At 60.0% G+C, this 23,455-nt stretch carries 21 protein-coding genes and 1 tRNA gene; 14 read left to right on the top strand and 8 right to left on the bottom strand.

Going from position 1 to position 23,455, the window contains the following annotated elements; translation table 11 throughout:
• Positions 1–215 precede the first annotated feature (215 nt).
• The 5 genes from yajC to ACSQ2W_RS17900 all read left to right on the top strand — a co-directional run bounded on the left by yajC (position 216) and on the right by ACSQ2W_RS17900 (position 5,004).
• Entirely contained in the window at positions 216–548 is a 333-nt protein-coding gene (yajC, locus tag ACSQ2W_RS17920) for a preprotein translocase subunit YajC (RefSeq protein WP_436087460.1), read from the top strand.
• A 60-nt stretch (positions 549–608) separates the two neighbouring features.
• Positions 609–3,170: a protein translocase subunit SecDF gene (secDF, locus tag ACSQ2W_RS17915; protein ID WP_436087459.1), complete on the top strand. Its 2,562-nt coding sequence runs from the start codon at positions 609–611 to the stop codon at positions 3,168–3,170.
• A gap of 2 nt (positions 3,171–3,172) precedes the next feature.
• Positions 3,173–3,559, top strand: coding sequence for an Mth938-like domain-containing protein (locus ACSQ2W_RS17910; protein ID WP_436087458.1), 387 nt, complete (start codon positions 3,173–3,175; stop codon positions 3,557–3,559).
• 57 nt (positions 3,560–3,616) lie between these two features.
• Entirely contained in the window at positions 3,617–4,438 is an 822-nt protein-coding gene (locus ACSQ2W_RS17905; protein ID WP_436087457.1) for a phytoene/squalene synthase family protein, read from the top strand.
• A gap of 125 nt (positions 4,439–4,563) precedes the next feature.
• Positions 4,564–5,004, top strand: a complete 441-nt coding sequence (locus ACSQ2W_RS17900; RefSeq protein WP_436087456.1) for a hypothetical protein — start codon at positions 4,564–4,566, stop codon at positions 5,002–5,004.
• Here ACSQ2W_RS17900 and trmFO read toward each other — a convergent pair.
• From trmFO to ACSQ2W_RS17885, 3 genes are all read right to left on the bottom strand, one after another.
• A complete protein-coding gene (gene trmFO, locus ACSQ2W_RS17895) occupies positions 4,964–6,415 on the bottom strand; it encodes a methylenetetrahydrofolate--tRNA-(uracil(54)-C(5))-methyltransferase (FADH(2)-oxidizing) TrmFO (protein WP_436087455.1) in 1,452 nt (483 codons plus the stop codon). The two genes, ACSQ2W_RS17900 and trmFO, sit on opposite strands and share 41 nt — an antisense overlap.
• A gap of 128 nt (positions 6,416–6,543) precedes the next feature.
• Complete coding sequence (locus ACSQ2W_RS17890; RefSeq protein WP_068955543.1) at positions 6,544–6,687, bottom strand: DUF1127 domain-containing protein; 144 nt, start codon at positions 6,685–6,687, stop codon at positions 6,544–6,546.
• 494 nt (positions 6,688–7,181) lie between these two features.
• Positions 7,182–7,325 (bottom strand): DUF1127 domain-containing protein, encoded by a 144-nt coding sequence (locus tag ACSQ2W_RS17885; RefSeq protein WP_068955544.1) that lies wholly within the window; start codon positions 7,323–7,325, stop codon positions 7,182–7,184.
• Between the two features lie 1,019 nt (positions 7,326–8,344).
• Here ACSQ2W_RS17885 and ACSQ2W_RS17880 point away from each other — a divergent pair.
• The 4 genes from ACSQ2W_RS17880 to tig all read left to right on the top strand — a co-directional run bounded on the left by ACSQ2W_RS17880 (position 8,345) and on the right by tig (position 11,959).
• The gene (locus tag ACSQ2W_RS17880; RefSeq protein ID WP_436087454.1) at positions 8,345–9,457 is read left to right on the top strand and encodes a DUF2157 domain-containing protein; all 1,113 of its coding nucleotides are present in this window, start codon (positions 8,345–8,347) and stop codon (positions 9,455–9,457) included.
• Positions 9,454–10,035 (top strand): GDYXXLXY domain-containing protein, encoded by a 582-nt coding sequence (locus tag ACSQ2W_RS17875; protein WP_436087453.1) that lies wholly within the window; start codon positions 9,454–9,456, stop codon positions 10,033–10,035. Before ACSQ2W_RS17880 ends, ACSQ2W_RS17875 begins: the two co-directional genes overlap by 4 nt.
• Before the next feature lie 191 nt (positions 10,036–10,226).
• Positions 10,227–10,311 (top strand) — tRNA-Leu (locus ACSQ2W_RS17870).
• A gap of 172 nt (positions 10,312–10,483) precedes the next feature.
• A complete protein-coding gene (tig, locus tag ACSQ2W_RS17865) occupies positions 10,484–11,959 on the top strand; it encodes a trigger factor (RefSeq protein ID WP_436087452.1) in 1,476 nt (491 codons plus the stop codon).
• A gap of 182 nt (positions 11,960–12,141) precedes the next feature.
• Here the strand turns inward: tig and sthA are convergent, their stop codons facing one another.
• Positions 12,142–13,548 carry a Si-specific NAD(P)(+) transhydrogenase gene (sthA, locus tag ACSQ2W_RS17860; protein WP_436087451.1) on the bottom strand — a complete coding sequence of 469 codons (1,407 nt, stop codon included), beginning with the start codon at positions 13,546–13,548 and terminating at the stop codon, positions 12,142–12,144.
• Positions 13,549–13,808: 260 nt separating this feature from the next.
• Between sthA and ACSQ2W_RS17855 the strand changes: the two genes are divergently transcribed.
• Complete coding sequence (locus ACSQ2W_RS17855) at positions 13,809–14,876, top strand: magnesium and cobalt transport protein CorA (RefSeq protein WP_436087450.1); 1,068 nt, start codon at positions 13,809–13,811, stop codon at positions 14,874–14,876.
• A 72-nt stretch (positions 14,877–14,948) separates the two neighbouring features.
• Positions 14,949–15,851 carry a universal stress protein gene (locus ACSQ2W_RS17850; protein ID WP_436087449.1) on the top strand — a complete coding sequence of 301 codons (903 nt, stop codon included), beginning with the start codon at positions 14,949–14,951 and terminating at the stop codon, positions 15,849–15,851.
• Between the two features lie 9 nt (positions 15,852–15,860).
• Here the strand turns inward: ACSQ2W_RS17850 and radC are convergent, their stop codons facing one another.
• The 4 genes from radC to phaC are packed head-to-tail and all read right to left on the bottom strand — an operon-like array spanning position 15,861 to position 20,054.
• On the bottom strand, positions 15,861–16,652 hold the full coding sequence (gene radC, locus ACSQ2W_RS17845) for a RadC family protein (RefSeq protein WP_436081486.1): 792 nt from the start codon (positions 16,650–16,652) through the stop codon (positions 15,861–15,863).
• A complete protein-coding gene (map, locus tag ACSQ2W_RS17840; protein ID WP_436087448.1) occupies positions 16,649–17,488 on the bottom strand; it encodes a type I methionyl aminopeptidase in 840 nt (279 codons plus the stop codon). Before map ends, radC begins: the two co-directional genes overlap by 4 nt.
• 30 nt (positions 17,489–17,518) lie before the next feature.
• Entirely contained in the window at positions 17,519–18,238 is a 720-nt protein-coding gene (gene sfsA, locus ACSQ2W_RS17835; RefSeq protein ID WP_436087447.1) for a DNA/RNA nuclease SfsA, read from the bottom strand.
• 4 nt (positions 18,239–18,242) lie between these two features.
• On the bottom strand, positions 18,243–20,054 hold the full coding sequence (gene phaC / locus ACSQ2W_RS17830; protein ID WP_436087829.1) for a poly(3-hydroxyalkanoate) polymerase subunit PhaC: 1,812 nt from the start codon (positions 20,052–20,054) through the stop codon (positions 18,243–18,245).
• 175 nt (positions 20,055–20,229) lie between these two features.
• On the opposite strand from phaC, the gene ACSQ2W_RS17825 reads away from it, so the two are divergent.
• The 3 genes from ACSQ2W_RS17825 to ACSQ2W_RS17815 all read left to right on the top strand — a co-directional run bounded on the left by ACSQ2W_RS17825 (position 20,230) and on the right by ACSQ2W_RS17815 (position 23,338).
• Positions 20,230–20,595 carry an SHOCT domain-containing protein gene (locus ACSQ2W_RS17825; protein ID WP_436087446.1) on the top strand — a complete coding sequence of 122 codons (366 nt, stop codon included), beginning with the start codon at positions 20,230–20,232 and terminating at the stop codon, positions 20,593–20,595.
• A gap of 122 nt (positions 20,596–20,717) precedes the next feature.
• Positions 20,718–21,935 (top strand): LL-diaminopimelate aminotransferase, encoded by a 1,218-nt coding sequence (locus ACSQ2W_RS17820; protein ID WP_436087445.1) that lies wholly within the window; start codon positions 20,718–20,720, stop codon positions 21,933–21,935.
• Between the two features lie 80 nt (positions 21,936–22,015).
• Positions 22,016–23,338 (top strand): homoserine dehydrogenase, encoded by a 1,323-nt coding sequence (locus ACSQ2W_RS17815; RefSeq protein WP_436087444.1) that lies wholly within the window; start codon positions 22,016–22,018, stop codon positions 23,336–23,338.
• Positions 23,339–23,455 lie beyond the last annotated feature (117 nt).

Genomic DNA, 23,455 nt, shown 5'->3' with positions numbered 1-23,455 from the left:
TGTGTCGTTGGACCAACTGTCCGGTAGCATGGCTAGTGTTACGGTAAAAGGCGTGAAATCCACTAGAAAGAGCTTCTCCTCCGGCTGATTTCCTGTAAGAGGCTGAAGGTAGAAGCCGGTTTGGCCTGCGGTTGCATTCGCATCGGCTATTCTTATATTCCGGCGATCCGAAACATGGGCGATCCGCCCGCAAAACCACATTCAAGGAGTGATTGATGTTCATTACCGAGGCATTCGCCCAGACGGCACCCGGCGCAACGGCTGGCGGCGCTGATATCCTGATGTCTATCCTGCCGTTCCTGCTGATCTTCGTTGTAATGTATTTCCTGATCATCCGCCCGCAGCGCGCAAACATGAAGCGCCGCGAGGAACTCCTGAAGAACATTCGTCGCGGCGACCAGATCGTCACCGGCGGCATCGTCGGCAAGGTGACGAAGGTCATCGACGACGGCGAACTCGAAGTTGAAATTGCTGACGGCGTGAAGATTCGTGTGGTACGCAGTGGTGTATCCGAAGTCCGTGTGAAGGGCGAACCCGTCAAGGAGTAAGCTCGCAGGGAGGCCGGATCAGACTGGTCACCTTGTAACGACACATTCTTCGAGAGCTTCATGCCGTATTTTTCCCGCTGGAAAACCATCATCGTCTGGCTTGTCGTGCTGCTCAGCATCGTGGCGGCCCTGCCGAACGCGGTTGCGGACGCGACGCTGGAGGAACTTCCAGGCTGGGTTCCGAAAAAGCAGCTGATGCTCGGTCTCGACCTCCAAGGCGGATCGCAGATAACCCTGAAGGTCGAGCGGGAAGATGTGGTGAAGACGCGCCTCGAGGCGGTCATCGACGCGATCGGCGCGCGCCTTCGGTCCGCGGGTATCGCATATTCCGGCCTTTCGGGCACGGGCCAGGATATTCAGCTACGCCTTCGCAAGCCCGCTCAGCTTGAAGCGGCGCGAACGGCCCTCAATGCGCTGATGGATCCGGTAAGGATCGGCGGCGTTGCGAAGGATGCAGTCAGCGAAGTGGCCATCGATGGCTCGCCGGACGGTTCCATGAGCGCCATCATTTCAGACGAAGGCATCGACCACCGCATCTCTTCTACAGCCGATGCAGCCGTTGCCGTCCTGCAACGGCGGTTGGCGGATCTCGGCGCCCAGCAGCCGAAAATCCACAGACAAGGCGCCGATCGCATCATTGTCCAGATTCCCGGCCGCTACGATCCGGAACAGGTCAAATATATCCTGAGCCAGGCGGGTTCTCTCTCGTTCCGAAGCATCGACATGTCGATGGCGGTTCAGGACGCCGTCAACGGCCAGCCGCCGTTCAATTCGGAAATTCTCTACTCCGCAGACGACCCGCCGATCGGATATCTTGTCCGCAAGCAGCCCATCATTTCCAATCAGGACATTGTCGACGCCAAATCGGCGATCAACGCGCAGTCCGGCAATCCAGTCGTCAACCTGCGTCTCGGCCCCGACGGCGCGGCCCGGCTTGCGAAGGCGACGGCGGATACGGCTGGTACGACGCTTGCCGTAGTGCTTGATGGGGCGGTGATCGCCACGCCGCTGGTGCGCAAGGCGATCACGGACGGCACCGTACAGCTGTCGGCCGAAATGAGCCCGGAGGGCGCCGACGATCTGGCGTTGCTTCTGCGTGCCGGCGCGTTGCCGAGCCCGTTGACTGTCGTCGAGGAGCGTTCTATCGGCGCGGGGCGCGGCGCGGAATCGATCCATTCCATCCTGGCCGCTGGCGCGATCGGCGCGGTTCTCGTCATTCTCTTCATGCTGGGATTCTATGGCTTCTTCGGCGCGGTCGCGAGCCTGGCCGTGGCTTTCAACGTCGTCATGATCGTTGCCGTGCTCTCGGCGACCGGACTGGCGCTCACGCTTCCCGGCATTGCCGGGATCGTGCTGACGATCGGCATGGCGGTCGATTCCAACGTATTGATCTACGAGCGCATCCGGGAAGAGGTTCGCCACGGCAAAACGGTGCGCGAAGCCTTGGACTTCGGTTTCTCGCGCGCGTTCTCCGCTATCGTCGATGCGAATATCACCACGTTGATCGCTGCCATCATCCTGCTGTTCCTGGGAACAGGTTCGGTCCGCGGCTTTGCCGTGACGCTGGCGATCGGCATTGTGACCACGCTGTTTACCGCTTTCACATTGACGCGGGTCATGCTGGACATATGGCTGCACCGACGTCAGCCGAGGCAATTGCCGGATGGCATTCGCACCGGCGTGTTCGACGGCGCGGCGTTCCGGTTCATGGCGATCCGAAACTACGTCTTTTCGCTGACGACCTTGCTGTCTGTCATCAGCATGCTTCTGTTTGGTGCGATGGGCATCAATCTCGGCATCGACTTTGCCGGTGGTTCGGTGATCGAAATAAAGGCGCGCGAGGGCAATGCGGATATCGAGGATATTCACGCGCGACTGGATGAGCTCAATCTCGGCGAGATCACCGTCAAACCGTTCGGCTCGCCGCAGGATGTGGTCGTCCGCGTCCATTCCCGCGAGGGTGGCGAGAATGCCGAGCAGACGTCGGTGATCCTGGTCCGGGGCGAGCTTGAAGACGCCTACGAATTCCGCCGTGTCGAAGTCGTCGGCCCCTCGGTCTCGGGTGATCTGACGACGGCTGCGACGATCGGCGTTCTCGCCTCGCTTCTGGCGATTCTTCTCTATATCTGGGTCCGGTTCGAATGGCAGTTTGCCGCGGGCGCGATCGTCGCGACGCTGCACGACGTGCTTTTGACCATCGGGCTCTTCGTCGTGACGGGCATGGAATTCAACCTGACGAGCATTGCGGCGCTTCTCACCATTGTCGGCTATTCGCTGAACGACACGGTGGTCGTCTACGACCGGGTTCGCGAGAACCTGAAGCGCTATCCGCGCATGCCGTTGCCGCTCCTGATCGACACCTCGATCAACCAGACCTTGTCGCGAACAGTCCTGACAGGCGCGACCACCATGCTGGCATTGGCTGCGCTATCGATTTTTGGCGGCGAGGCGATCCAGCCGTTCGCCTTCGTCATGCTCTTCGGCGTTGCCATCGGCACGTTCTCCTCCATCTATGTCGCTGGCCCTGTCCTCATTCTCTTCAGGCTGAGACACGGCGCACCGGGCGGTGATGCCGAAAAGACCGGTGGCGCCGGCATGCATCCGGTCAAAGGAGCGCAATAGTCATGCGCAGACCTATAGAAGTTCGCGACGCACATTTTCCCGGTCGTGCGCCGATTGACAGCTATGGCAACGGCGGCTTCCGCTTCGCCGATATGTCGCATCGCGGTTCGCTGCTGATGCTGCCCTCTGGCGTCTACGGTTGGGACGTGGTGGAAGGTGATCCGCTGACGGTCGAAAACTTCCAGCGCGTTTTCGACGAAGCCGCCGATATTGAAGTGCTGCTTGTCGGAACGGGCAAGGACATCCGACCGCTGCCAAAGGAGTTGAAGGCCCGCTTCAAGGAGCATGGGATCTCATCTGACCCGATGAGCACGGGTGCTGCAGTGCGCACCTACAACATCATGCTTGCCGAATCGCGCGCCGTCGCTGCCGTCTTCATTGCCGTCTGACCGATGATATCTCCCGAAAATTCAATTCCGGCACCCACGGCTGCCTACGATTTCAGCATGACGGCACTGCGCGACAGCGACCGCGATCGTTACCTTGCCTGCCTGCTGTCGCCGCCGAACAAGCGCGGCCCGTTGTCGGCCCTCTATGCCTTCTACGCGGAGATCGCCCGCGTCCGGGACGTGGCGCGCGAGCCGCTGCCGGGAGAAATCCGTCTTCAGTGGTGGCGTGACGTTCTTGGCGATCCTGGCGGCACGAGCGGCGAGGGGAATCCCCTGGCCGAAGCGCTGCTTACGTGCGTCCAGGCCTACCAACTGCCGGTTTCCGTGCTGCAGGACATGATCGACGCGCGCATCTTCGATCTCTATGACGATCCGATGGAAAGCCGTTCCTCGCTTGAGGGGTATGCGGGCGAGACTGCCTCGGCGTTGATCCAGCTTGCGAGCCTCATTCTCGATCCCGCCCATGCGGCACAATCGGCATCGGCGGCAGGCCATGCGGGCGTGGCGCAGACGATCGCGGGATTGCTGCTGCTCTTGCCGTTGCACCGGCAGCGCGGCCAGGTTTATTTCCCAGCGGAACTGCTGGCTGCCACAGGGCTGGATCACGATACTTTTCTGGCCGGTACGGATGAGGACGCTGTAACCCGGGCGATCCGGGCATTTTCCGGTCTCGGCCGTGACCACCTCGCCAAGGCGCGTGCGGACGCAAAAGAGGTTTCCGCGGCCAACCGGTTTGCCTTCATCCCGCTGGCGCTGGCCGAACCGGTTTTCGAGCGCGCCGAGCGGGCGGGTTCGAAACTTTTCGAATATTCGATCGTGCCGTCCCAATGGCGCCGGCAGTGGTGGATGTGGAAAGCAGCGCGCAGCGGCCGGTGGTAAGCCGCCGCGCCATTTTATATTCGTAAATGCTGTTTTTCAAATCCGGCGGCACATTGGCGAAAGCTTCGTCTTCTAGGGTCGCGACCGTGTTATTGTCGCAATCGGCACGAAAAGGAACCGGCACAATGGTCTGGCCGATCGTCATCCTCTGCATTCTGCTCGCAGGTATCTTCTATATGCGGATGAAGGAGCGCGCCGACAAGGACCGGCAGGAGCCTGATACGGGGTCGGCCATCCTCGATTTCGGTCGGGCATTTCCCGACGAGGCCATCCGGGCCATTCATGCGACGGCAGATGAGAAGGCCTATTTCGTCCGCCTGCATGACGGCAAGGCCGGTTTCATGGCCTCGCACGGTACACATTTCGTTTGTCACCTCATCGAGCCGGGCAAAGTCAATGTCAGCAATGCACAGAGCGGCCGCGGCCTGACGGTGCATTTCTTCGACTTCGCCTATCTCGACGGCGTTTACGAGTTTTCCAACGCCGACGTGGCGGCCGAGGTTTCGCTTTGGCTGCTCGGCAGCTTCAATCCGCAGTCTGAGTTCCGGGCTGTTCAGGCAAATTAGCGTGGTTCCCAAGCCAGGCCGCGCAGTGTTCAAGCGCGCGAGCCGCAACAAGCTGCTTCTTCATCACTGTCTTGTCCTTGCCCCGAAAACGTTTGACGCCTTCGGGTTTGGTGATTGCGCCCGGTTCGAGCAGCGGGAACAGGCCGAAATTGATGTTCATCGGCTGGAATGAGCGTTTGCCCGGCTCATCATCAGAAACAATATGACCGCCGGTGATGTGATTGAGCAGCGATCCGAAGGCTGTCGTCACAGGCGGCAGCGGCAGCCGCTCACCCTTGCGTTCGGCGGCGGCGAATCGCCCGGCTAGAAGGCCGATGCTGGCGCTTTCGATATAACCTTCGCAGCCGGTGATCTGGCCCGCAAACCGCAGTCCCGGCCGCGACTTCAACGTCAGTGATGTGTCGAGCAGGGTGGGCGAATTGATATAGGTGTTGCGGTGCAACCCGCCGAGGCGGGCGAACTCCGCGCTCTCGAGGCCTGGAATCATCCGGATAACCTCAGCCTGCGCCCCGTATTTCAACTTCGTCTGGAAGCCGACCATGTTGTAGAGCGTGCCGAGTGCATTGTCCTGGCGCAGCTGGACCACCGCATAGGGTTTCACGGTCGGATTGTGGGCGTTGGTGAGGCCCATCGGCTTCATCGGGCCATGCCGGAGTGTTTCGCGGCCGCGCTCGGCCATGACCTCGATCGGCAGGCAGCCGTCGAAGTAAGGCGTGCCTTCCCATTCCTTGAAGCCGGTCTTGTCGCCGGCGATCAGCGCATCGACGAACGCATTGTACTGCTCTTCGTTCATCGGGCAGTTGATGTAGTCCTTGCCCGTGCCGCCTGGCCCGACCTTGTCGTAGCGCGACTGGAACCAGCAGACGTCCATGTTGATGCTGTCGGTATGGATGATCGGGGCGATGGCATCGAAGAAGGCGAGCGCATCGGCTCCGGTTTCGGCCTGGATGGCGCTGGCGAGAGACGGCGCCGTCAAGGGGCCGGTGGCGATGATCGCGAGATCCCATTCCTTCGGCGGCAGGCCGGCGACTTCCTCGCGCGCCACGGTGATCAGCGGATGACTTTCGATCGCTTGCGTTACGGCATGCGAGAAGCCGTCGCGGTCAACGGCGAGGGCGCCGCCGGCCGGAACCTGGTGTTTGTCAGCAGCCGACATGATCAGTGATCCGGCAAGGCGCATTTCAGCATGCAGCACGCCGACGGCATTGCTGGTGGCGTCGTCCGAGCGGAAGGAGTTGGAGCAAACCAGTTCGGCCAGGCTATCGGTCTTGTGAGCGTCCGTGCCGCGCACGCCGCGCATCTCGTGAAGAACAACCGGGATGCCAGCCTCGGCAACTTGCCACGCGGCCTCCGATCCGGCGAGGCCGCCGCCGATGATATGAATGGGGGAGTAGGAAGATGTGTCTGTCATGCGCCGTTATTTAGAGCAAGGCGGGCTCGAAGGGAACCTGTTCTGCTTACCAACGCGTCAGCGAAACCCCGGAATCAAAAACGGCACCCCGTGGTGCCGTTTTTAGTCCCTCGACATGTCCTGTCCGATTAACGGAAGGAACGCGAAGCGATGTTGCGAATGTCGAAGCGGGTAATGCCAATGTCCGACAGGGCGTGGTTGGACAGGTTGCCGAGTTCGGCAACGGTACGGCGATAGTTGATCCAGCTTTTTGCGATACGAATCGGGTTCATGATCTTTTCCTTAGAAACAAATGAGCAGTGCAGTGATTTGCCTGCTTCGTTGCCATCTATGTACGCTTTTCGCGGGGAAAGATGGAGTGCAAAGAGAATGCATCTGCTATGCATTTGTGCACTGCATTGCTGGTTCTCTGAGCATTTTTGGCGCGTGCTGAAAAAGAAGCCATAGGTTAATGACACCCAGCATTGCGATAGGTCTTCAATTAACGGTTTGTTTTTTTGGATTTTTTTTTGCGATGCGGATGCATGGGGTGTCGCTGCGCCGCCAACTGCCCGGTCGCCGAAACTCGATTACATCCAATGCCAGGAAAATGGGCATGCGATAAATGCTGCGCTGCAGCGGCATGCGGTCGCCGTGTGCCGCGGGTGCCCAGTCGAGCCTATGATGGGGCGAGGCGAAATTCAGGCAAAAAAAACGCCCGCCGGATCGAACCGGAGGGCGTTTGGCAGCTGCGCATCAGGCCGGAAAAGCCGGCCAGCTGCGAGAATTACTTGACTGCCTGGCGGGCAACGTACTGGATGTCGCCGCGGCCGATGCCGAGGTCGTTCAGTTCGCGGTCGCTCATGCGGCCGAGTTCGTTGCAGGTCTGACGGTACTTGCGCCAATTGTTGAACGAGCGAGCAATGTTCATGATGCTGGTCCTTTCCAAGGTTCCTTGCCAGCACCATCTGCTGGCCCTCATCTGATGGTTGGAACATAGGCTGCCAACCCCTGAAATTACAGAGACAATGCTGCATCGCACCCATGCGCTTGCTGCAATCCTCGCGGCTGGGATGGCCATAGTTTGACCAAATTCTGGGCGAGCGCGTGAACGCTAAAGGAGGATGTGCTGATGCTTGGGAGGAGGGGCAAGTAAAAAACAACGCCCGCGGGGGAGGAGGTCCGGCGGGCGTTGCTTATTCTGATCGGCAACTGGGAGGAGGAGTATTGCCGATCCCATCGAGGGGCGCTGGGAGGAGGAGTGCGCTGCCCCGAAGTGTCCTCACGATAAATCAGACTGTCGGCAATGGGTAGGCTTGTTGGGGAATGGCACCTATGTTGCAAGCGCAAGGCTAGCCCGTCGCTACGGCGCTGGGGCGCCGAATATTTCGCAATTTCCCCGGCATTGTTCAGCAAGGCAGTGAAATATATGGATTTTTTAGTTTCTTGAAACGAATAACGCCCGCTGGGGGAGGAGGTCCAGCGGGCGTCATTTATGGTGACGGGCAACTTGGGAGGAGGAGTGTTGCCCATCGGATCGGAGCGGCGCTGGGAGGAGGAGTGCGCCATTCCGAATTCTATGATACGAGCCTTTTCGGCGCGCTGACCTTTTCCACTTCTTAAGCGGAAACGGCTGGTCTTGCCGCTGACGGCCCCGATCGCTTTCGCTGATCTCGTTCCGTCTTCTTGAATCCAATATAGGACGGCGAGGGCGATTTGTGCAGTGCAATATCATCATGGATGGTATGCGGATTCTGCAAGGCCCCTGCGATCGCCTTGGTATCTATCTGAAGATTAAAGATTTGCACCAAAATCTTTACATCGCGTTAACGATGATCGGCCGTTTCTGGCCGTCCTGTTGCCTCGCGAAACGCGCCGGATTGCTCAACTATGATTTGCTGGTGCCTATGGTATGTGTAGCGGGCGACGCGCAATGCAGGAGGGCAGGCCATGTACCGGGGGCGGATCGAGAAGGACTTCAACATCTGGGTCGCGAAGGGAATGCTTAGCGCGGAGACGGCAAAGGCGATGCTTGCCGAATATGATTCACGCGAGACGGTTTTCAGCGCGGGCCGGGTTCTCCTGGTGCTGGCGGCGGTCCTTCTGTCGGCTGCCATCCTGCTTCTGGTCGCGGCCAATTGGGAGGCGATCCCCCGCCTTGTCCGCGTCTGCGGTATCGTCGCCCTTATCTGGACCTTCTATTTGTCGGCTGCTTTGTGCCTGGGGCGCGGCTGGCGCAGCGTGGGTGCCGCCCTTCTCGTGCTGGGGACCATGACGTTCGGCGGCGCGATCGCGCTGGTCGGGCAGATGTATCATCTGTCGGGCGATGCGGCTGACGCGCTGCTGGTCTGGTTCGCGACCGCCTGTGTCGCCGCACTTGCCTTCCGTTCGGCGGCTCTCTCGGTGATCTCAGGCTTTCTGGCCTGGGCCGTTTTCGGCCAGCTGGTAATGGACAATGACGCCAGCCTCGCGGGCAATGGCTATATCTATTTCATTCCGGGGATGATCGTCGTCGTGATCGCACTGGTCCGCTTTACCACTGCTGGTGCTGCCCGGCATCTCGCCTATCTGCTTGCCTTGGCCTGGCTCGGCTGGCTCTATCTCGAACTGCCGGAAATCTGGCTCGCCGCGGCTCTTTTCGGTGTTGGCCTGTTGGCGTTCCTGAGCGTCAGCCTGCCGGCGTCTCCCCTCTATCGCTTTGCCCAGGATGCTGGAGCCGCGCCCGCATTCTATAGCTTTGCGCTCGCGGTCCTGGGGCTCGCAGCCTTGCACACGGAGGTAGACGGCCTTGGCCAGGAGGTCGCGATCGGCGCGACGACGCTCGGCGTCGCTTTGGGCGGCATCACTATTGCCGGCCGGTTGAACGGCGCCGTCCGTTTCCTCGGCTACGCGGTCTTTGCCGCCGAAACGCTCTATCTGGCCTTCGAAACGCTGGGCAGCATCCTCGGCACATCCGGTTTCTTCCTGATTTCCGGCGTCGTTGTCGGCCTGATCGCCTGGCTGGTGATCCACCTGGAGAAGCGGCTCGGGGCGAAAACAGCAACGGAGGGTGCATCGATATGAGTGGCAATCCGACCCTTCGTCCGCTTATCGCAGCCATTGTGGTGGCATTGCTGCAGACAGCTTTCCTCGGCTACATGATCGAAAGCCGCGCCTCGATCCTGCGTAACGGTATCGATGTCGTGCTGAAGACGGTGCCCGTCGATCCGCGCGATCTGTTGCGTGGCGATTATGTCATTCTCGCCTACGATATCTCGACCATTGCAGCCGGCAAGTTCACCGGCGGCTTTCCGACGGAAGCGACGGATGCGCAGATCGCGGTGCGGCTGGAGAAGCAACCGGACGGCTTCTGGGGTGTGTCGGAGGCCTCCTTCGGTCCGCTCGTGCCGAAAGACGGCAGCGTGATCGCCCTCAGCGCTCCCTTCTACTTCTATCCTGCGCCCGACAATCCGCCATCCTCCCTGAATGTCGAATATGGCATCGAACGGTATTATGTGCCTGAAGGCGAGGGCAGGGTGCTGGAGGAGGCGCGCAACGCCAGCGCCCTTGCCGTGACCGCGAGCGTCGATGGCGTTGGCCGCATGCAGATCCGCTTGATCTCGATCGATGGAAAATCACTCTATGAAGAGCCGCTTTATTGATCTCAAACAGCGGGCTTGTCCGACAAGTGGCAAGAACGCGACAACAGCCGCATTTTTCCTTTGATCCGTTGCAAACGGGTGATATAGAGACGCCGCGCTCGGGAACGCCCTGAACCCGGCGCAGAATGTGTTGCGGCTTTATCCGCAATTTCTTCTGTGCCGACGTGAGCAGGCGCTGCGGTTTTCTGAACGCGGGTATGGTGAAATTGGTAGACACGCCAGATTTAGGTTCTGGTGCCGCAAGGCGTGGGAGTTCAAGTCTCTCTACCCGCACCAGAATAAGGGACGTCCAAGGCTGGTCCTTGGCGTCGATCGAGAAGACGGCGCCATTTTGCTTGCAAAACGGTGATTGATTTGCGTAAAGCCACTCCCGGCAAATGGATCGGCTCAAGTGCTCGTGTAGAAGAACACCGACAGAGCCCTGTCAACGTGAAATGAAGGTTTGAACATGCAGGTTATCGAAACGCTCGCTGAAGGGCTGAAGCGCGAACTCAAGGTCGTCATTCCGGCCAAGGACATGGAAGCTCGTATGAACGAGCGCCTCGAAGACGCCAAGGGCAAGGTCCGTATCAACGGCTTCCGTCCGGGCAAGGTGCCGTTCGCGCATCTGAAGAAGATGTACGGCAAGTCTATCATGGCTGAACTGGTCAACGAACTCGTTCGCGAAAAGCCGACCGAAATCCTGTCTGAGCGCGGCGAAAAGTCGGCGACCCAGCCGGAAATCGCGATGACCGAAAACGAGGCCGAAGCCGACAAGATCCTGAACGCCGAGGCCGATTTCGAATTCACGCTCGCTTACGAAGTCCTTCCGGCGATCGAGCTGAAGGATGTGAGCGGCATCAAGGTGACGCGCGAAGTCGTCGATATCGACGAGGCCGAAGTCACCGAGCAGATCCTCAAGATCGCTGAAAACGCCCGCACTTACGAGACCAAGAAGGGCAAGGCCGCAAACGGCGACCGCGTCACGATCGATTACCTCGGCAAGGTCGATGGCGTTGCCTTCGACGGTGGCAAGGACGAGGACGCCGAACTGGTTCTCGGCTCCAACCGCTTCATCCCGGGCTTCGAAGAGCAACTCGTCGGCGCCAAGGCTGGCGACGAGAAGACCATCACCGTAACCTTCCCGGCTGAATATCCGGCTGCGAACCTCGCAGGCAAGGAAGCCACCTTCGACATCACCGTCAAGGATGTTGCCGCTGCGGCCGCAGTCGAAATCAACGACGATCTCGCCACCAAGCTCGGCCTCGAATCCGCCGACAAGCTCAAGGAAGTCGTCCGCGGCCAGATCGAAAGCCAGTACGGCTCGATGACCCGTCAGAAGGTCAAGCGTCAGATCCTCGACCAGCTGGACGAACTCTACCAGTTCGACACGCCGTCGCGCCTCGTCGACGCCGAGTTCGACAACATCTGGCGCCAGATCAACACCGATCTCGAGCAGGCCGGCAAGACCTTCGCCGACGAAGACACGACGGAAGAAGACGCCCGCGCCGAATACCGCAAGCTGGCTGAACGCCGTGTGCGCCTCGGCCTCGTTCTCTCTGAAATCGGCGAAAAGGCCGGCGTTCAGGTCACCGACGAGGAAATGCAGCGCTCGCTGTTCGAACAGCTGCGCCAGTTCCCGGGCCAGGAAAAGCAGATCATCGACTATTTCCAGAAGACCCCGGGTGCTGCCGCTTCGTTGCGCGCCCCGATCTTCGAAGAAAAGGTTGTCGATCACCTGCTCTCCGAAGTGAAGGTCACCGACAAGACCGTCAGCAAGGAAGAGCTGATGGCTGACGACGAGGACGAGACTTCGGAAACGAAGAAGGCCGCTCCGAAGAAGAAAGCCGCAGCCAAGGCTGAAGCTGCCGAAGGCGAAGAAGCCGCTGCGCCGAAGAAGAAGGCTCCGGCCAAGAAGAAGGCTGCTGACGACAGCGCCGAATAATCACCGCTTTTCTTCAGAAGTTTGAAGAGGCCGTCCCGCGAGGGGCGGCCTTTTTGCTATGTGCCGGGATTTATGGGCACACGTCGTTGTGCGAGGCCCCGGCAACAGAAGCTGTCGCGGCTTTGCGGCGCGCTTGTGTTCCGCCTGTGTGCGTTGCTGGAAGATGACGCGGTCGGAGTCGTCTATCCCCGCGAGATGAGTTCGCCCATCCGATTGCCGGCATCGAGGCCGGCGATTTTGTAGGCTTCGGCGAGTGTCGGATAATTGAAGGTGTTTTCGACGAAATACTCGACGGTTCCCTTCAGGTTGAGCACGGCCTGGCCGATATGGACGAGTTCCGTTGCCCCTTCGCCGACGATGTGGACACCGAGAAGGCGGCGGGTTTTCAGCGAGAAGATCAGCTTCAGCAGGCCGGAATCAAGCCCCATGATGTGGCCGCGAGACGTCTCCCGGAAGCGCGCGATGCCGCATTCGTAGGGGATGCCGCGTTCCTTGACCTCTTCCTCCGTCAGGCCGCAGGTGGAAATTTCCGGCACGGCGTAGATGCCGTAGGGGAAAAATTTCGGCGGCTCCTTGGCGATCGCGCCGACGGCGACGCGGGCGGCGATACGCCCCTGCTCCATGGAGGTCGAAGCAAGGCTCGGAAAGCCGACGACGTCGCCCGCCGCATAGATATTCGGAACCGATGTCTGGAAGGTTTCGGGATTGACGCTCAACCGGCCGCGGCTATCGGCTTCAAGCCCGGCTGCCGGCAGGTTTAGCGTGTCGGTTGCGCCCATGCGACCGGCGGCAAAGAGGACCATCTCGCAGCCGATTACACGGCCGCTGTCGAGCGTGATCGAACATTTGCCGTCCGCCGTCCGCTCCACCTTTTCCGCCTTCTGGCCCAGGTGCAGCTTCACGTTGCGGTCGCGCAACTGATAGGTGAAATCCTCGACAATTTCCTTGTCGATAAAGTCGAGCATGGTCGTTTTCGGATCGATTACGGTGACGTGCGTGTCCAACGCACTGAAGATCGTCGCATATTCGATGCCGATGACGCCGGCGCCGATTACGGCGAGGGACCGCGGCAGATCCTCGATCTCGAGTAGCTCGTCGCTGTCAAGCACGGTTTTTCCATCAAAAGGGATGTAGCTTGGGCGGAACGGCTTCGTGCCGACGGCGAGAAGAATGCTCGTTCCCGAGACCCGAATGGTTTCTCCATCGTCCTTGACGATCTGCAGCGTCTGCGGGTCGACGAAGCTCGCCTTGCCGCGCAAATGCTGTACGCGGTTGCGGGCAAACTGGTGCTCGAGGACCTCGACCTCGTGATCGAGCGTGATCAAAAGGCGGCGGCGCAGGTCGTCCGCGCTGATTTCCTGTTTGACGCGATAGGCGCGCCCGTAAAAGCCGCGTTCGCGCCAGCCAGTCAGGTTCAGCGCGGTTTCGCGAAGGGTCTTGGAGGGAATAGTGCCGGTGTGCACGGAGACGCCGCCGACCCGCTTTCCCTGCTCGACGACAAGGACCTTCTTGCCCAGTTTGGCTGCCTGAATAGCGGCTCTGCGCCCTGCAGGTCCGCTGCCGACAACCACGAGATCGTACTGGTTCATGACGCGTTTCCGGTGATGGAGAGAATCATTGTGCGTTGCGGTAAATTTCACTCGCAAGCATCTATAACGTCAATCTTGCAATTTAACCAAACCTTATGAGCCGTCTCTGGCTCGCGGATGTTTATTTATGGAAAAGCGACTATATTGGCCGGAACACAACCCGGGAAGCGTATTTGTGACGGAAGCGTAGGCGGGAGAACGGGGCCCGGCTGCGGTCCTGCCCAGAGCATAAAGCCCGTTCTGCAAGGGGAGATTTGGCGATGGCCTGGCAAGAAACTGACGAAACGCGTTTGCATGAGCACGAAGCGGCGGCGCAGTTGGCAAATGAATCATCCGCGCCTGCAAAGCCGCGCAGCCGTCCCGGGGTTGTTGCGGCCGCCGTCTACGAACACGGCCAGCGCATCCGCGATATCGAAATTCACGAAGCTCACAATTGGAAAGGGCGCGATAAGGCAGTGGTGTGGATCGGCTTGCACGAGCCGGACGAAGCCCTGCTGCGGGAGGTCCAGACTGAATTCGGTCTGCACGAACTTGCCATCGAGGATGCCGGTCACGCCCACCAGCGGCCCAAACTGGAGATTTACGGCGAGTCGATTTTCGTGGTCGCGCGAACCGCCCATATGGGCGGAGATGAAATCGTCTTCGGTGAGACCCATCTGTTTGTTGGTCACGGTTACGTGGTATCCGTCCGGCACGGGCCGTCGACCTCCTACAACCAGGTCAGACAGCGTTGCGAGGCTTCCCCGGCGGCACTGGCGCACGGCGAGAATTACATTCTCTATTCCATCCTCGATTTCATCGTCGACAATTACATGCCCGTCGTCGAGGGCATTCACGCGGAAGTCGAGGAACTGGAGGAGCGGGTGCTGCGCGAGCGGCTACACAAGACGGATATCGAGCGGCTTTATTTCCTGCGGCGCAGCCTGCTTCGGCTGCGCAACGCAGTCGTGCCGCTGGTCGATGTCTGCCGGCGTCATGAGAATCTCGAACTGCCCGGCATGGACGTGACAATGCACGCGCTGTTTCGCGATGTCACCGACCATGTGCGCCGCGTCCAGGAAGATATCGACACCCTGCGCGAAGTGCTCGCCTTTACCTTCGAGGCCAGTTTGATGATCGGTCAGTCCGAGCAGACGGAAATTTCGCGCAAGCTGGCGTCCTGGGCCGCTATTCTGGCGGTACCGACGGCGATTGCCGGTATCTACGGAATGAACTTCGATGAAATGCCCGAACTTAAATTTCGCTACGGTTATTTTCTGATCCTGGGGGTAATCTTCGTCACCTGCAGCATGCTTTACCGCATGTTCCGCCGGGCGAAGTGGCTCTGAGACATGTGAGATTGATTAACTTGGGCGTGCGGCTCCCGATGCAGTGCGGGAGATCGCTGAAGGAGGTCCGAGATGAACAATTCACCCGCGCGTGGCAGCGAATCAAGACCGCCATTTGGCGGGACCGGTGCCGCCTTCGGCAGCGATGCCCAAAAGCAGACCATGCATACTGACGTCCTTGCCTTGCTGCCAGATCCGGCGTTCGCCCGTGAGTGCCTTGATATCGCTGAAGACGCTGCACGCGCCGTTCAGGGCACCATGGCCGCGGCCCGCGTCGGTGCGGATCCCGAGGGCATGATTGCCGCGGCCGAGGAAATCGACCTGCAGATGTTGAGAGACATGACGGAAGGCTCGCCGCTACAGCGGTCCGAGCGGATCATGCACGTATTTCAGGATTGGAGACAGGACAATCCGGATCGAAAAGACGTCCTTCTCGACGATTGCCACGGCGATCTTGATCGCTGCGTGACGGTCGAATGCCATGCGACGGCACTTGTCATCACCCCGCGTCATGGAAACATGGATGCCCGTGACGCGTTGCATGACATTCTTTTCAAAGAGCACAAGCTGGTACTCGTGCCGGCACCCGGCCCGTATGCGGGCAATCTGCTGGGTCACGTCGTGATTGGCTGGAAGCCGAACGAACATGCGCAACGTGCCGTCGTTGCGGCAAGGCGCTGGTTGGCGGCGGCCGATCGCACCACCATGCTGTGCGTCAACGACAGGGCCGATGGAAGTTATCAGTCCACGGCGAGGGAGCTACTCACCCAGCTCGGTCTTGGCGGTGACGTCGTCGCAATCAGTTCGGGAAGTCGATCGGTCGGCGAAACCATACTTGATTTCGCAAAGTCTGCCGATGCAACCTGTCTGCTGATTGGCGCGTTCAAGCACGGGTATTTCCTGGAACTGCTTCTCGGTCGCGTTACGCGGTATCTGATGTCACATTCCACGCTTCCGATGATGATGAAGCATTAGCCAAAATGTTCAGATCAAGCGTAGCCCCTTGAGGCTTGCATGGCCGTCCTTGCCGACGATGATGTGGTCGTGAACGGTGATGCCGAGCGGCTTTGCCGTTTCTATGATCATCTTGGTCATGTCGATGTCAGCTCTTGAAGGCGTAGGGTCGCCTGAAGGATGGTTGTGCACAAGGATTAGCGCCGTCGCGGAGAGTTCCAGCGCACGCTTGACCACTTCGCGCGGATAGACCGGCGTATGATCGACCGTACCTGTCTGCTGCACTTCGTCGGCGATCAATGCATTGCGCTTGTCGAGGAAGAGGATACGAAATTGCTCACGGGTCTCATGCGCCATGGCGGCGTGGCAGTATTCGATCACGGATGACCAGGAGGCGAGGACCTGCTTGCCTTTGAGTTCGCTTTTCAGCGTGCGGTGAGCGACGGTCGAAATCAGTTTTATATCGAAAGCCACCGCTTCACCGATGCCCTTCACCTCCTGCAGTAAGGCTGGGGAGGCACCGAAGACACCGGCCAGTGTCCCGAAGCGGTCGAGCAAGGCTTTGGCGATGGGCTTGGTGTCGCGGCGCGGGATCAGCCGGAAAAGCAAGAGCTCCAGAATTTCGTAGTCCGCGAGCGCGGTGTCGCCATGGTCCCTGTAGCGTGTTCTCAGGCGGTCGCGATGGCCATGGTAGTGCACGTCTTCGTGCTGGGCGGCCACCATCCCGAGGCCCGAGCGTTTGGGCGGCTGTTCCGCGAAAAAGCCCCTTTCGTCAGCCGGTTGCGAATCATCGCTGTCGGGAGAGAAAGGGGGCTTGGTCATCGCGAACCTTGTGTTGGCAGGCCCGGACGGTCGAGGCCGGCCGGCGACAGGGTGAAGATCTCGCAGCCGTCGGCCGTGACGCCGACCGCATGCTCATATTGGGCGGAGAGAGACCGGTCGCGGGTGACGGCGGTCCAGCCGTCGGCCAGGACCTTTACATGCGGGCGGCCGAGATTGATCATCGGCTCGATGGTGAAGATCATGCCCTCGCGCATTTCCGGGCCTTCGTTCGCTCGGCCGTAATGCAGGATGTTCGGGGCGTCATGAAACAGCCGGCCGACACCGTGGCCGCAGAAGTCGCGCACCACCGAGCAGCGCTCCGCCTCGGCGAAGGTCTGGATGGCCTCGCCGATGGCACCGGTGCGTGCGCCGGGCTTCACCGCGGCAATGCCGCGCATCAGGCTTTCATGGGTGACTTCGAGCAGGCGCGCGGCGGCACGCTTGATCTCGCCGACCGGATACATGCGGCTGGAGTCGCCATGCCAGCCATCGACGACGTAGGTCACGTCGATATTGACGATATCGCCTTCGCGCAGCGGCTTTTCATTGGGAATGCCGTGACAGACGACATGGTTGATCGAGGTGCAGGACGATTTTGTGTAGCCGCGATAGTTCAGCGTGGCGGGCAGCGCGTTGTGATCCATGCCGAATTCGAACACGAAGCGGTCGATCTCGTCGGTCGTCACGCCCGGTTTGACGCGGCTCGCCAGTTCATCGAGGCAGCGGGCGGTTATCTGGCAGGCGCGCTTGATGGCGGCGAAATCCTCGGGCGTGTAAAGGCGGATGACGCCGGTATTCTTGTAGGGCGCAGACGCTGCCTCGATGTAGGTGACCATGACGATACTTTCAGTTGTCTTTCCCTGTTGTCATAGATCAGCTAAGGCGGGTTCGTCCATCATGATCAGCCCGTCCGGCGCAATTTGCCGCGGTGAAACCCGGCATTTGACGGCGAAGATCTCGACGCCGCGCTGTCCCGCCCGCAGGAAGGCCTTGGCATAGAGCGGGTCAAGGTCATTGCAGACCCTGAAGGTCGCACAGTCATCCCGCTGGATGACGTAGATCATGATGCCGCGATGACCCGCCTCGACCATATCGCCAAGTTCCTCGAGATGTTTCGCGCCACGTGCCGTCGGGCTATCCGGAAATTCGGCCAGGCCTGATGCGCGGCTGAAATGCACGTTCTTGACCTCGACATAGGCGCGGCCGCGCTCAGGGTCGGTCAAAAGCATGTCGATGCGGGAGTTCCGACCGTATTTCTGCTCCCGCTGCAGGGTCGAATAGAGATGCAGATCGCCGATCTGGCCTGCTCGGATCGCTTCCTCGGCCAGCCGGTTCGGCAGACCGGTATTGATGCCGACCACACTGCCGCCCACGTCTACCATCTCCAGCATATGACGATATTTTCGCGTCGGGCTGTCATGCTCCGAAAGCCAGATGCGCGATCCGGGCGTGGTCAGGCCACGCATCGATCCGGTGTTGGGGCAGGAACCGGTGATCGCGCGACCGTCCTCCAGAACCGCGTCGAAGAGGAAACGCTTGTAGCGTTGGATCAGGACGGCAGGCACCAGCGGCGGATCAAAGATCATGGAGTCAGGCGCGGGCGCGGACGTAGGAGCCGGGCGCTTCTTCCAGCGAGTTCAGCCTTCCCCCAGTCTTGCGGGCAGGAACCCGCTCACTGTCGAGCATCTCGATCCAGGCGTGCCAATGCGGCCACCAGGAGCCGGGCGTTTCGCTGGCTGTCGTTACCCATTCGTCGAAATCGCCGGTAACGGGGCCGCCCGTCCAGAACTGGTACTTACCCTTGTCCGGCGGGTTGACGACGCCGGCAATATGGCCCGATCCGGCCATGACATACGTGACGTCGCCGCCGAAAAACTGGCTGCCGACGAACACCGATTTTGCCGGCGCGATATGATCTTCCTTTGCGGCAAGGTTGTAGATCGGGATTTTCACGTCGCCAAGCGAGATCTTTTTCCCGGCCAGAACCATCTTGCCCTTGGTCAGGTTGTTCTCGAGATAGCAGTTGCGCAGATAGAAGGAGTGGTTCGCCGCCGGCATGCGTGTCGAATCGGAGTTCCAGTAGAGCAGGTCGAAGGCAGTCGGTTCCTGTCCTTTCAGGTAGTTGTTGACGAAATACGGCCAGATCAGGTCCGAGGCGCGCAGCATGTTGAAGGCCATGGCCATCTTCGAGCCGTCGAGATAGCCGTTTTCTTTCATCCGTTGCTCCATCTGGGTGATCTGCTCCTCATCGGCAAAGACCTTGAGATCGCCCGCATGGGTGAAATCGACCTGTGTCGTGAACAGCGTGGCGGAGCGGATGCGCGTGTCGCCCTCCTGCGCGTGCAAGGCGAGCGTCGCGGCAAGCAGGGTTCCGCCGACGCAATAACCGATCGCGTTGACATCCTCTTCGCCGGTCGCCTGCTGGATGGTGTCGAGCGCAAAGCCGATGCCCTCGCGCGCATAGGATTCCCAATCCTTGTTGGCATGGCGCTCGTCCGGATTGACCCAGGAGATCACAAAGACGGTGTGTCCCTGATCCACCGCCCATTTGATGAAGGACTTTTGCGGATTGAGGTCGAGAACATAGAACTTGTTGATCCAGGGCGGGCAGATCAGCAGCGGACGCTTCAGCACCGTCTTTGTGGAGGCATCATATTGCAGAACCTGGCAGACATCGCTCTGGGCAATGACCTTGCCCGGCGTAATGGCAATGTTCTCGCCGACGGCGAACTTGCTCGTATCCGTCTGGCGCAGTTTGAGATCGCCCTTGCCGGCAACGATATCCTCGGCGAGCATCTGCATGCCCTTGACGAGGTTGGCGCCGCTCGACGCCACCGTTTCGCGATAAAGCTGCGGGTTCGTCGTCACGAAATTGGCTGGCGAGAGGGCGCTTGAAAGCTGCCGCACGTAAAAGGAGGCTTTGTGCCTGGTGTGTTCGTCGAGCCCGTCGGCATCGCGCACCATCCGGTCCGCCCAGTTGGACGTGATGAAATAGCTTTGCCGAATAAAATTGAAGAAGGGATTGGCGACCCAGTCGGCGTCGGCGAACCGCTTGTCGTCGCGCGGCACATCGTCCGGGTCGGTCACGGCCTCGCCGCTCATTTTTTGCAGCGTGCGTGTCCACATCGAGAAAAAACTGCCCATCAGGGAGGTCTGGGCTTCCAGCGTCCGCCTCGGATCGGACAGCCAATATTCCGAGACTTTCGACAGCGTCTTGACCATGTCGACGACCGGATCGGCAATCATATCGGTCTTCTCACCGCTTTCGCGCGGTGCAAGCCAGGCGGATGCCGCCTTGCCGAGTTGCTCCACGGTACGCGCGAGATTCATCGCTAAGGCTTCGGGATCCTTGACGATATAGGGATCGACGGACTTCGGGTCGAAACCGGTGAAACCATCCATGCCGGGGCCGGACGGGTTCTCGGTCTTCCTGTCTTCTGCCACCCGGTTTCCTCCACAGATGTTTGTTTGTTTTGTCTTTTTACATTCTGCCTTAAAATGATTACAAGTGCCAGCGCAGTTGGACGAGCCTCTTGGCCAACTTCGGGCGAAGATCGGGCACAGGCTGGACAGGGGTATGATGAAGAAGTCGGGAAAAGCAGCGATGGTGCGGATGGTGGCGGCCTGTGGCGCGGTTGGTCTTACGCTTGTTCTTGCCGGCTGCAGTTCGGCGACGGTTGATGAGCAGCCGTCCATCTATTCCGCTACCATGGCCAAGCCGATACCCGCGGACGTCTATCCGGTGATCGAAGGCAAACGCCCCGCGGCAAGCGCTCAAATGAGCAATGAGGAAGCCGCCGCCCAGGAAGCGCGGCTGACGGCATTGAGTTCCGCCCGCACGTCCGGCAACATCTCCGAAGCGGAATATCAGCGCCGCCTGAAGGAGCTTCAACTGCTTGCCGCCAATCACGGTACCGATACGCTGAAGCAGATAGAGAATTAGCGCTTGCGTTTCAGCTGATTTGGACGCAAAGCGTTTCGTGGCCGCGTGGGCCGATTGCACCGCGCGTTTCTCCTTGCACGCATGATTCCCCGCAACGGAGACCGCGCAAGACGAGGTTAGAGATGGAAGAGTTTCACAAAGTCCGGCGTCTGCCGCCTTACGTTTTCGAACAGGTCAACCGTTTGAAAGCCAGCGCGCGAGCGGGTGGAGCCGACATCATCGACCTTGGCATGGGCAATCCTGATCTGCCGACGCCGAAATCCGTGGTCGATAAGCTGTGCGAAGTGGTCCAGGACCCGCGCACGCATCGCTATTCCTCGTCCAAGGGCATTCCCGGTCTGCGCCGGGCACAGGCCGCCTATTACGCGCGCCGCTTTGGCGTCAAGTTGAACCCGGATACGCAGGTCGTCGCGACGCTCGGCTCCAAGGAAGGGTTCGCCAACATGGCGCAGGCGATCACCGCGCCAGGCGACGTCGTGCTTTGCCCCAATCCGACATATCCGATCCATGCCTTCGGCTTCCTGATGACCGGTGGCGTGATCCGCTCGATCTCGGTGGAGCCAGACGACACGTTCTTTCCGCCGCTCGAGCGGGCGATCCGACATTCGATCCCGAAACCGATCGCGCTGGTCATCAACTATCCGTCGAACCCGACGGCGCATGTGGCGACGCTCGATTTCTACAGGGAAGTCGTCGCCTTTGCGAAGAAGCACGACATCGTCATCCTGTCGGATCTCGCTTATTCGGAAATCTATTTCGACGACATGCCGCCGCCGTCCGTTCTTGAAATACCGGGCGCGATGGATATCACCGTCGAATTCACCTCGATGTCGAAGACATTTTCGATGCCCGGTTGGCGCATGGGCTTTGCCGTTGGCAATGAGCGCCTGATCGCCGCACTGACGCGGGTCAAATCCTATCTCGATTATGGCGCGTTCACGCCGATCCAGGTGGCCGCGACCCATGCGCTGAACGGCGACGGTTCGGACATCGCCGAAGTGCGCAATATCTACAAGCGCCGCCGTGATGTTCTGGTCGAAAGCTTCGGCAAGGCCGGATGGGACGTGCCGCCGCCGGCGGCCACCATGTTCGCCTGGGCAAAGATCCCCGAAAAGTTCCGCCATCTCGGTTCGCTGGAGTTTTCCAAGCTGCTGGTGGAAAAGGCCGACATTGCCGTGGCCCCGGGCATCGGTTTCGGCGAGCAGGGGGATGACTATATCCGCATCGCGCTTGTCGAAAACGAACACCGGATTCGCCAGGCGGCCCGCAGCCTGAAGAAATTTCTTTCGACGGCAGACGACACCCTGCACAACGTCATCTCGCTGAATGCTCATCGCTGAGGCGCTGGACTTCCCGGACCCCTCAAAAATCCGCTCCGCCGTTTGAGGCGGAGCACACTCGACATGTTAGGAAATCGTGAATGTCAGATGCCCTTAAAATCGGCATTGCGGGCCTGGGAACCGTTGGCGCCTCGCTCGTGCGTATTCTTCAGGAACGCCATGAGCAGTTGGCGACGACATGCGGCCGGGCCATCGAGATCACTGCCGTGACGGCGCGTGACAGGAACCGTGACCGCGGCGTCGATCTTTCTGCCATGCGCTGGTATGACAATGCGTTGTCGCTGGCTGAGACGGCCGATATCGACGTTTTCATCGAACTGATGGGTGGTGCCGGCGAACCGGCCCATTCCGCCGTCAAGGCAGCGCTTTCCCGTGGACTTCACGTCGTCACTGCCAACAAGGCGCTGCTTGCCGCACATGGCATCGAGCTTGCTGGTCTCGCCGAAGAGCATGGCGCGCTTCTGAACTACGAAGCCGCCGTCGCCGGTGGTATTCCGGTGATCAAGGCGCTGAGGGAATCGCTGACCGGCAACACGATTTCCCGTGTCTATGGCATCATGAACGGTACGTGCAACTACATCCTTACCAAGATGGAGAAAGAGGGGCTTTCCTTCGAGGCCTGCCTCAAGGAAGCGCAGCGCCTCGGCTATGCGGAAGCGGATCCGTCTTTCGACATCGAAGGCAACGACACCGCACACAAACTTGCCATCCTGACGAGCCTTGCCTACGGCACCGCAATCGCGGCCAATGACATCTATCTCGAAGGCATCACCAATATCTCGATCGACGATATCCATGCCGCCGCCGATCTCGGCTACCGCATCAAGCTGCTCGGCGTCGCGCAGCGCACCGAAAGCGGCATCGAGCAACGTGTCCATCCGACCATGGTGCCGCTCGATTCGGTGATCGCCCAGGTCGATGGCGTCACCAACGCGGTGGCGATTGAATCCGACATTCTCGGCGAACTGCTGATGGTCGGACCCGGCGCCGGCGGCAATGCGACGGCGTCTGCCGTGCTTGGCGATATCGCCGACATCGCCAAGAGCCGCCCGGGCGCCCAGCACGTGCCGGCCTTCGGCCGTCCGGTCACGGCGCTGCTCACATACAAGCGCGCGCAAATCCAGAGCCATGAGGGTGGCTATTTCATCCGGTTGAAAGTGGTCGACCGGACCGGTGTCTTCGCGAAAATCGCGGCGCATATGGCGGAAAATCACATCTCGCTCGAATCGATCGTCCAACACTCGAAGCATCCGGTCGAGACCGGCGAGCCGCAAACGATCATCCTCGTTACCCATGCGACGACCGAGCAATCGGTGCGCAAGGCCGTCGCGTCGATCAAGAGCGAGGGCTATCTCGTCGGCGATCCCCAAGTGATCCGCATCGAGCGGCCGAAGGCCGCCTGATACGCTTGTTTACGCACTTTTTGCGGCCCCATCCGGAATTAACCCGGATGGGGCCGCTGTCGTTTTCCGGTTTGCGGACGCATCAAAACACGGGTACGAACGATCACGAAATCAAGG

Source organism: Pararhizobium sp. LjRoot255 (genome assembly GCF_964252905.1).
GTDB lineage: Bacteria > Pseudomonadota > Alphaproteobacteria > Rhizobiales > Rhizobiaceae > Pararhizobium.
This window is presented reverse-complemented; position numbering and strand designations above follow the sequence as displayed.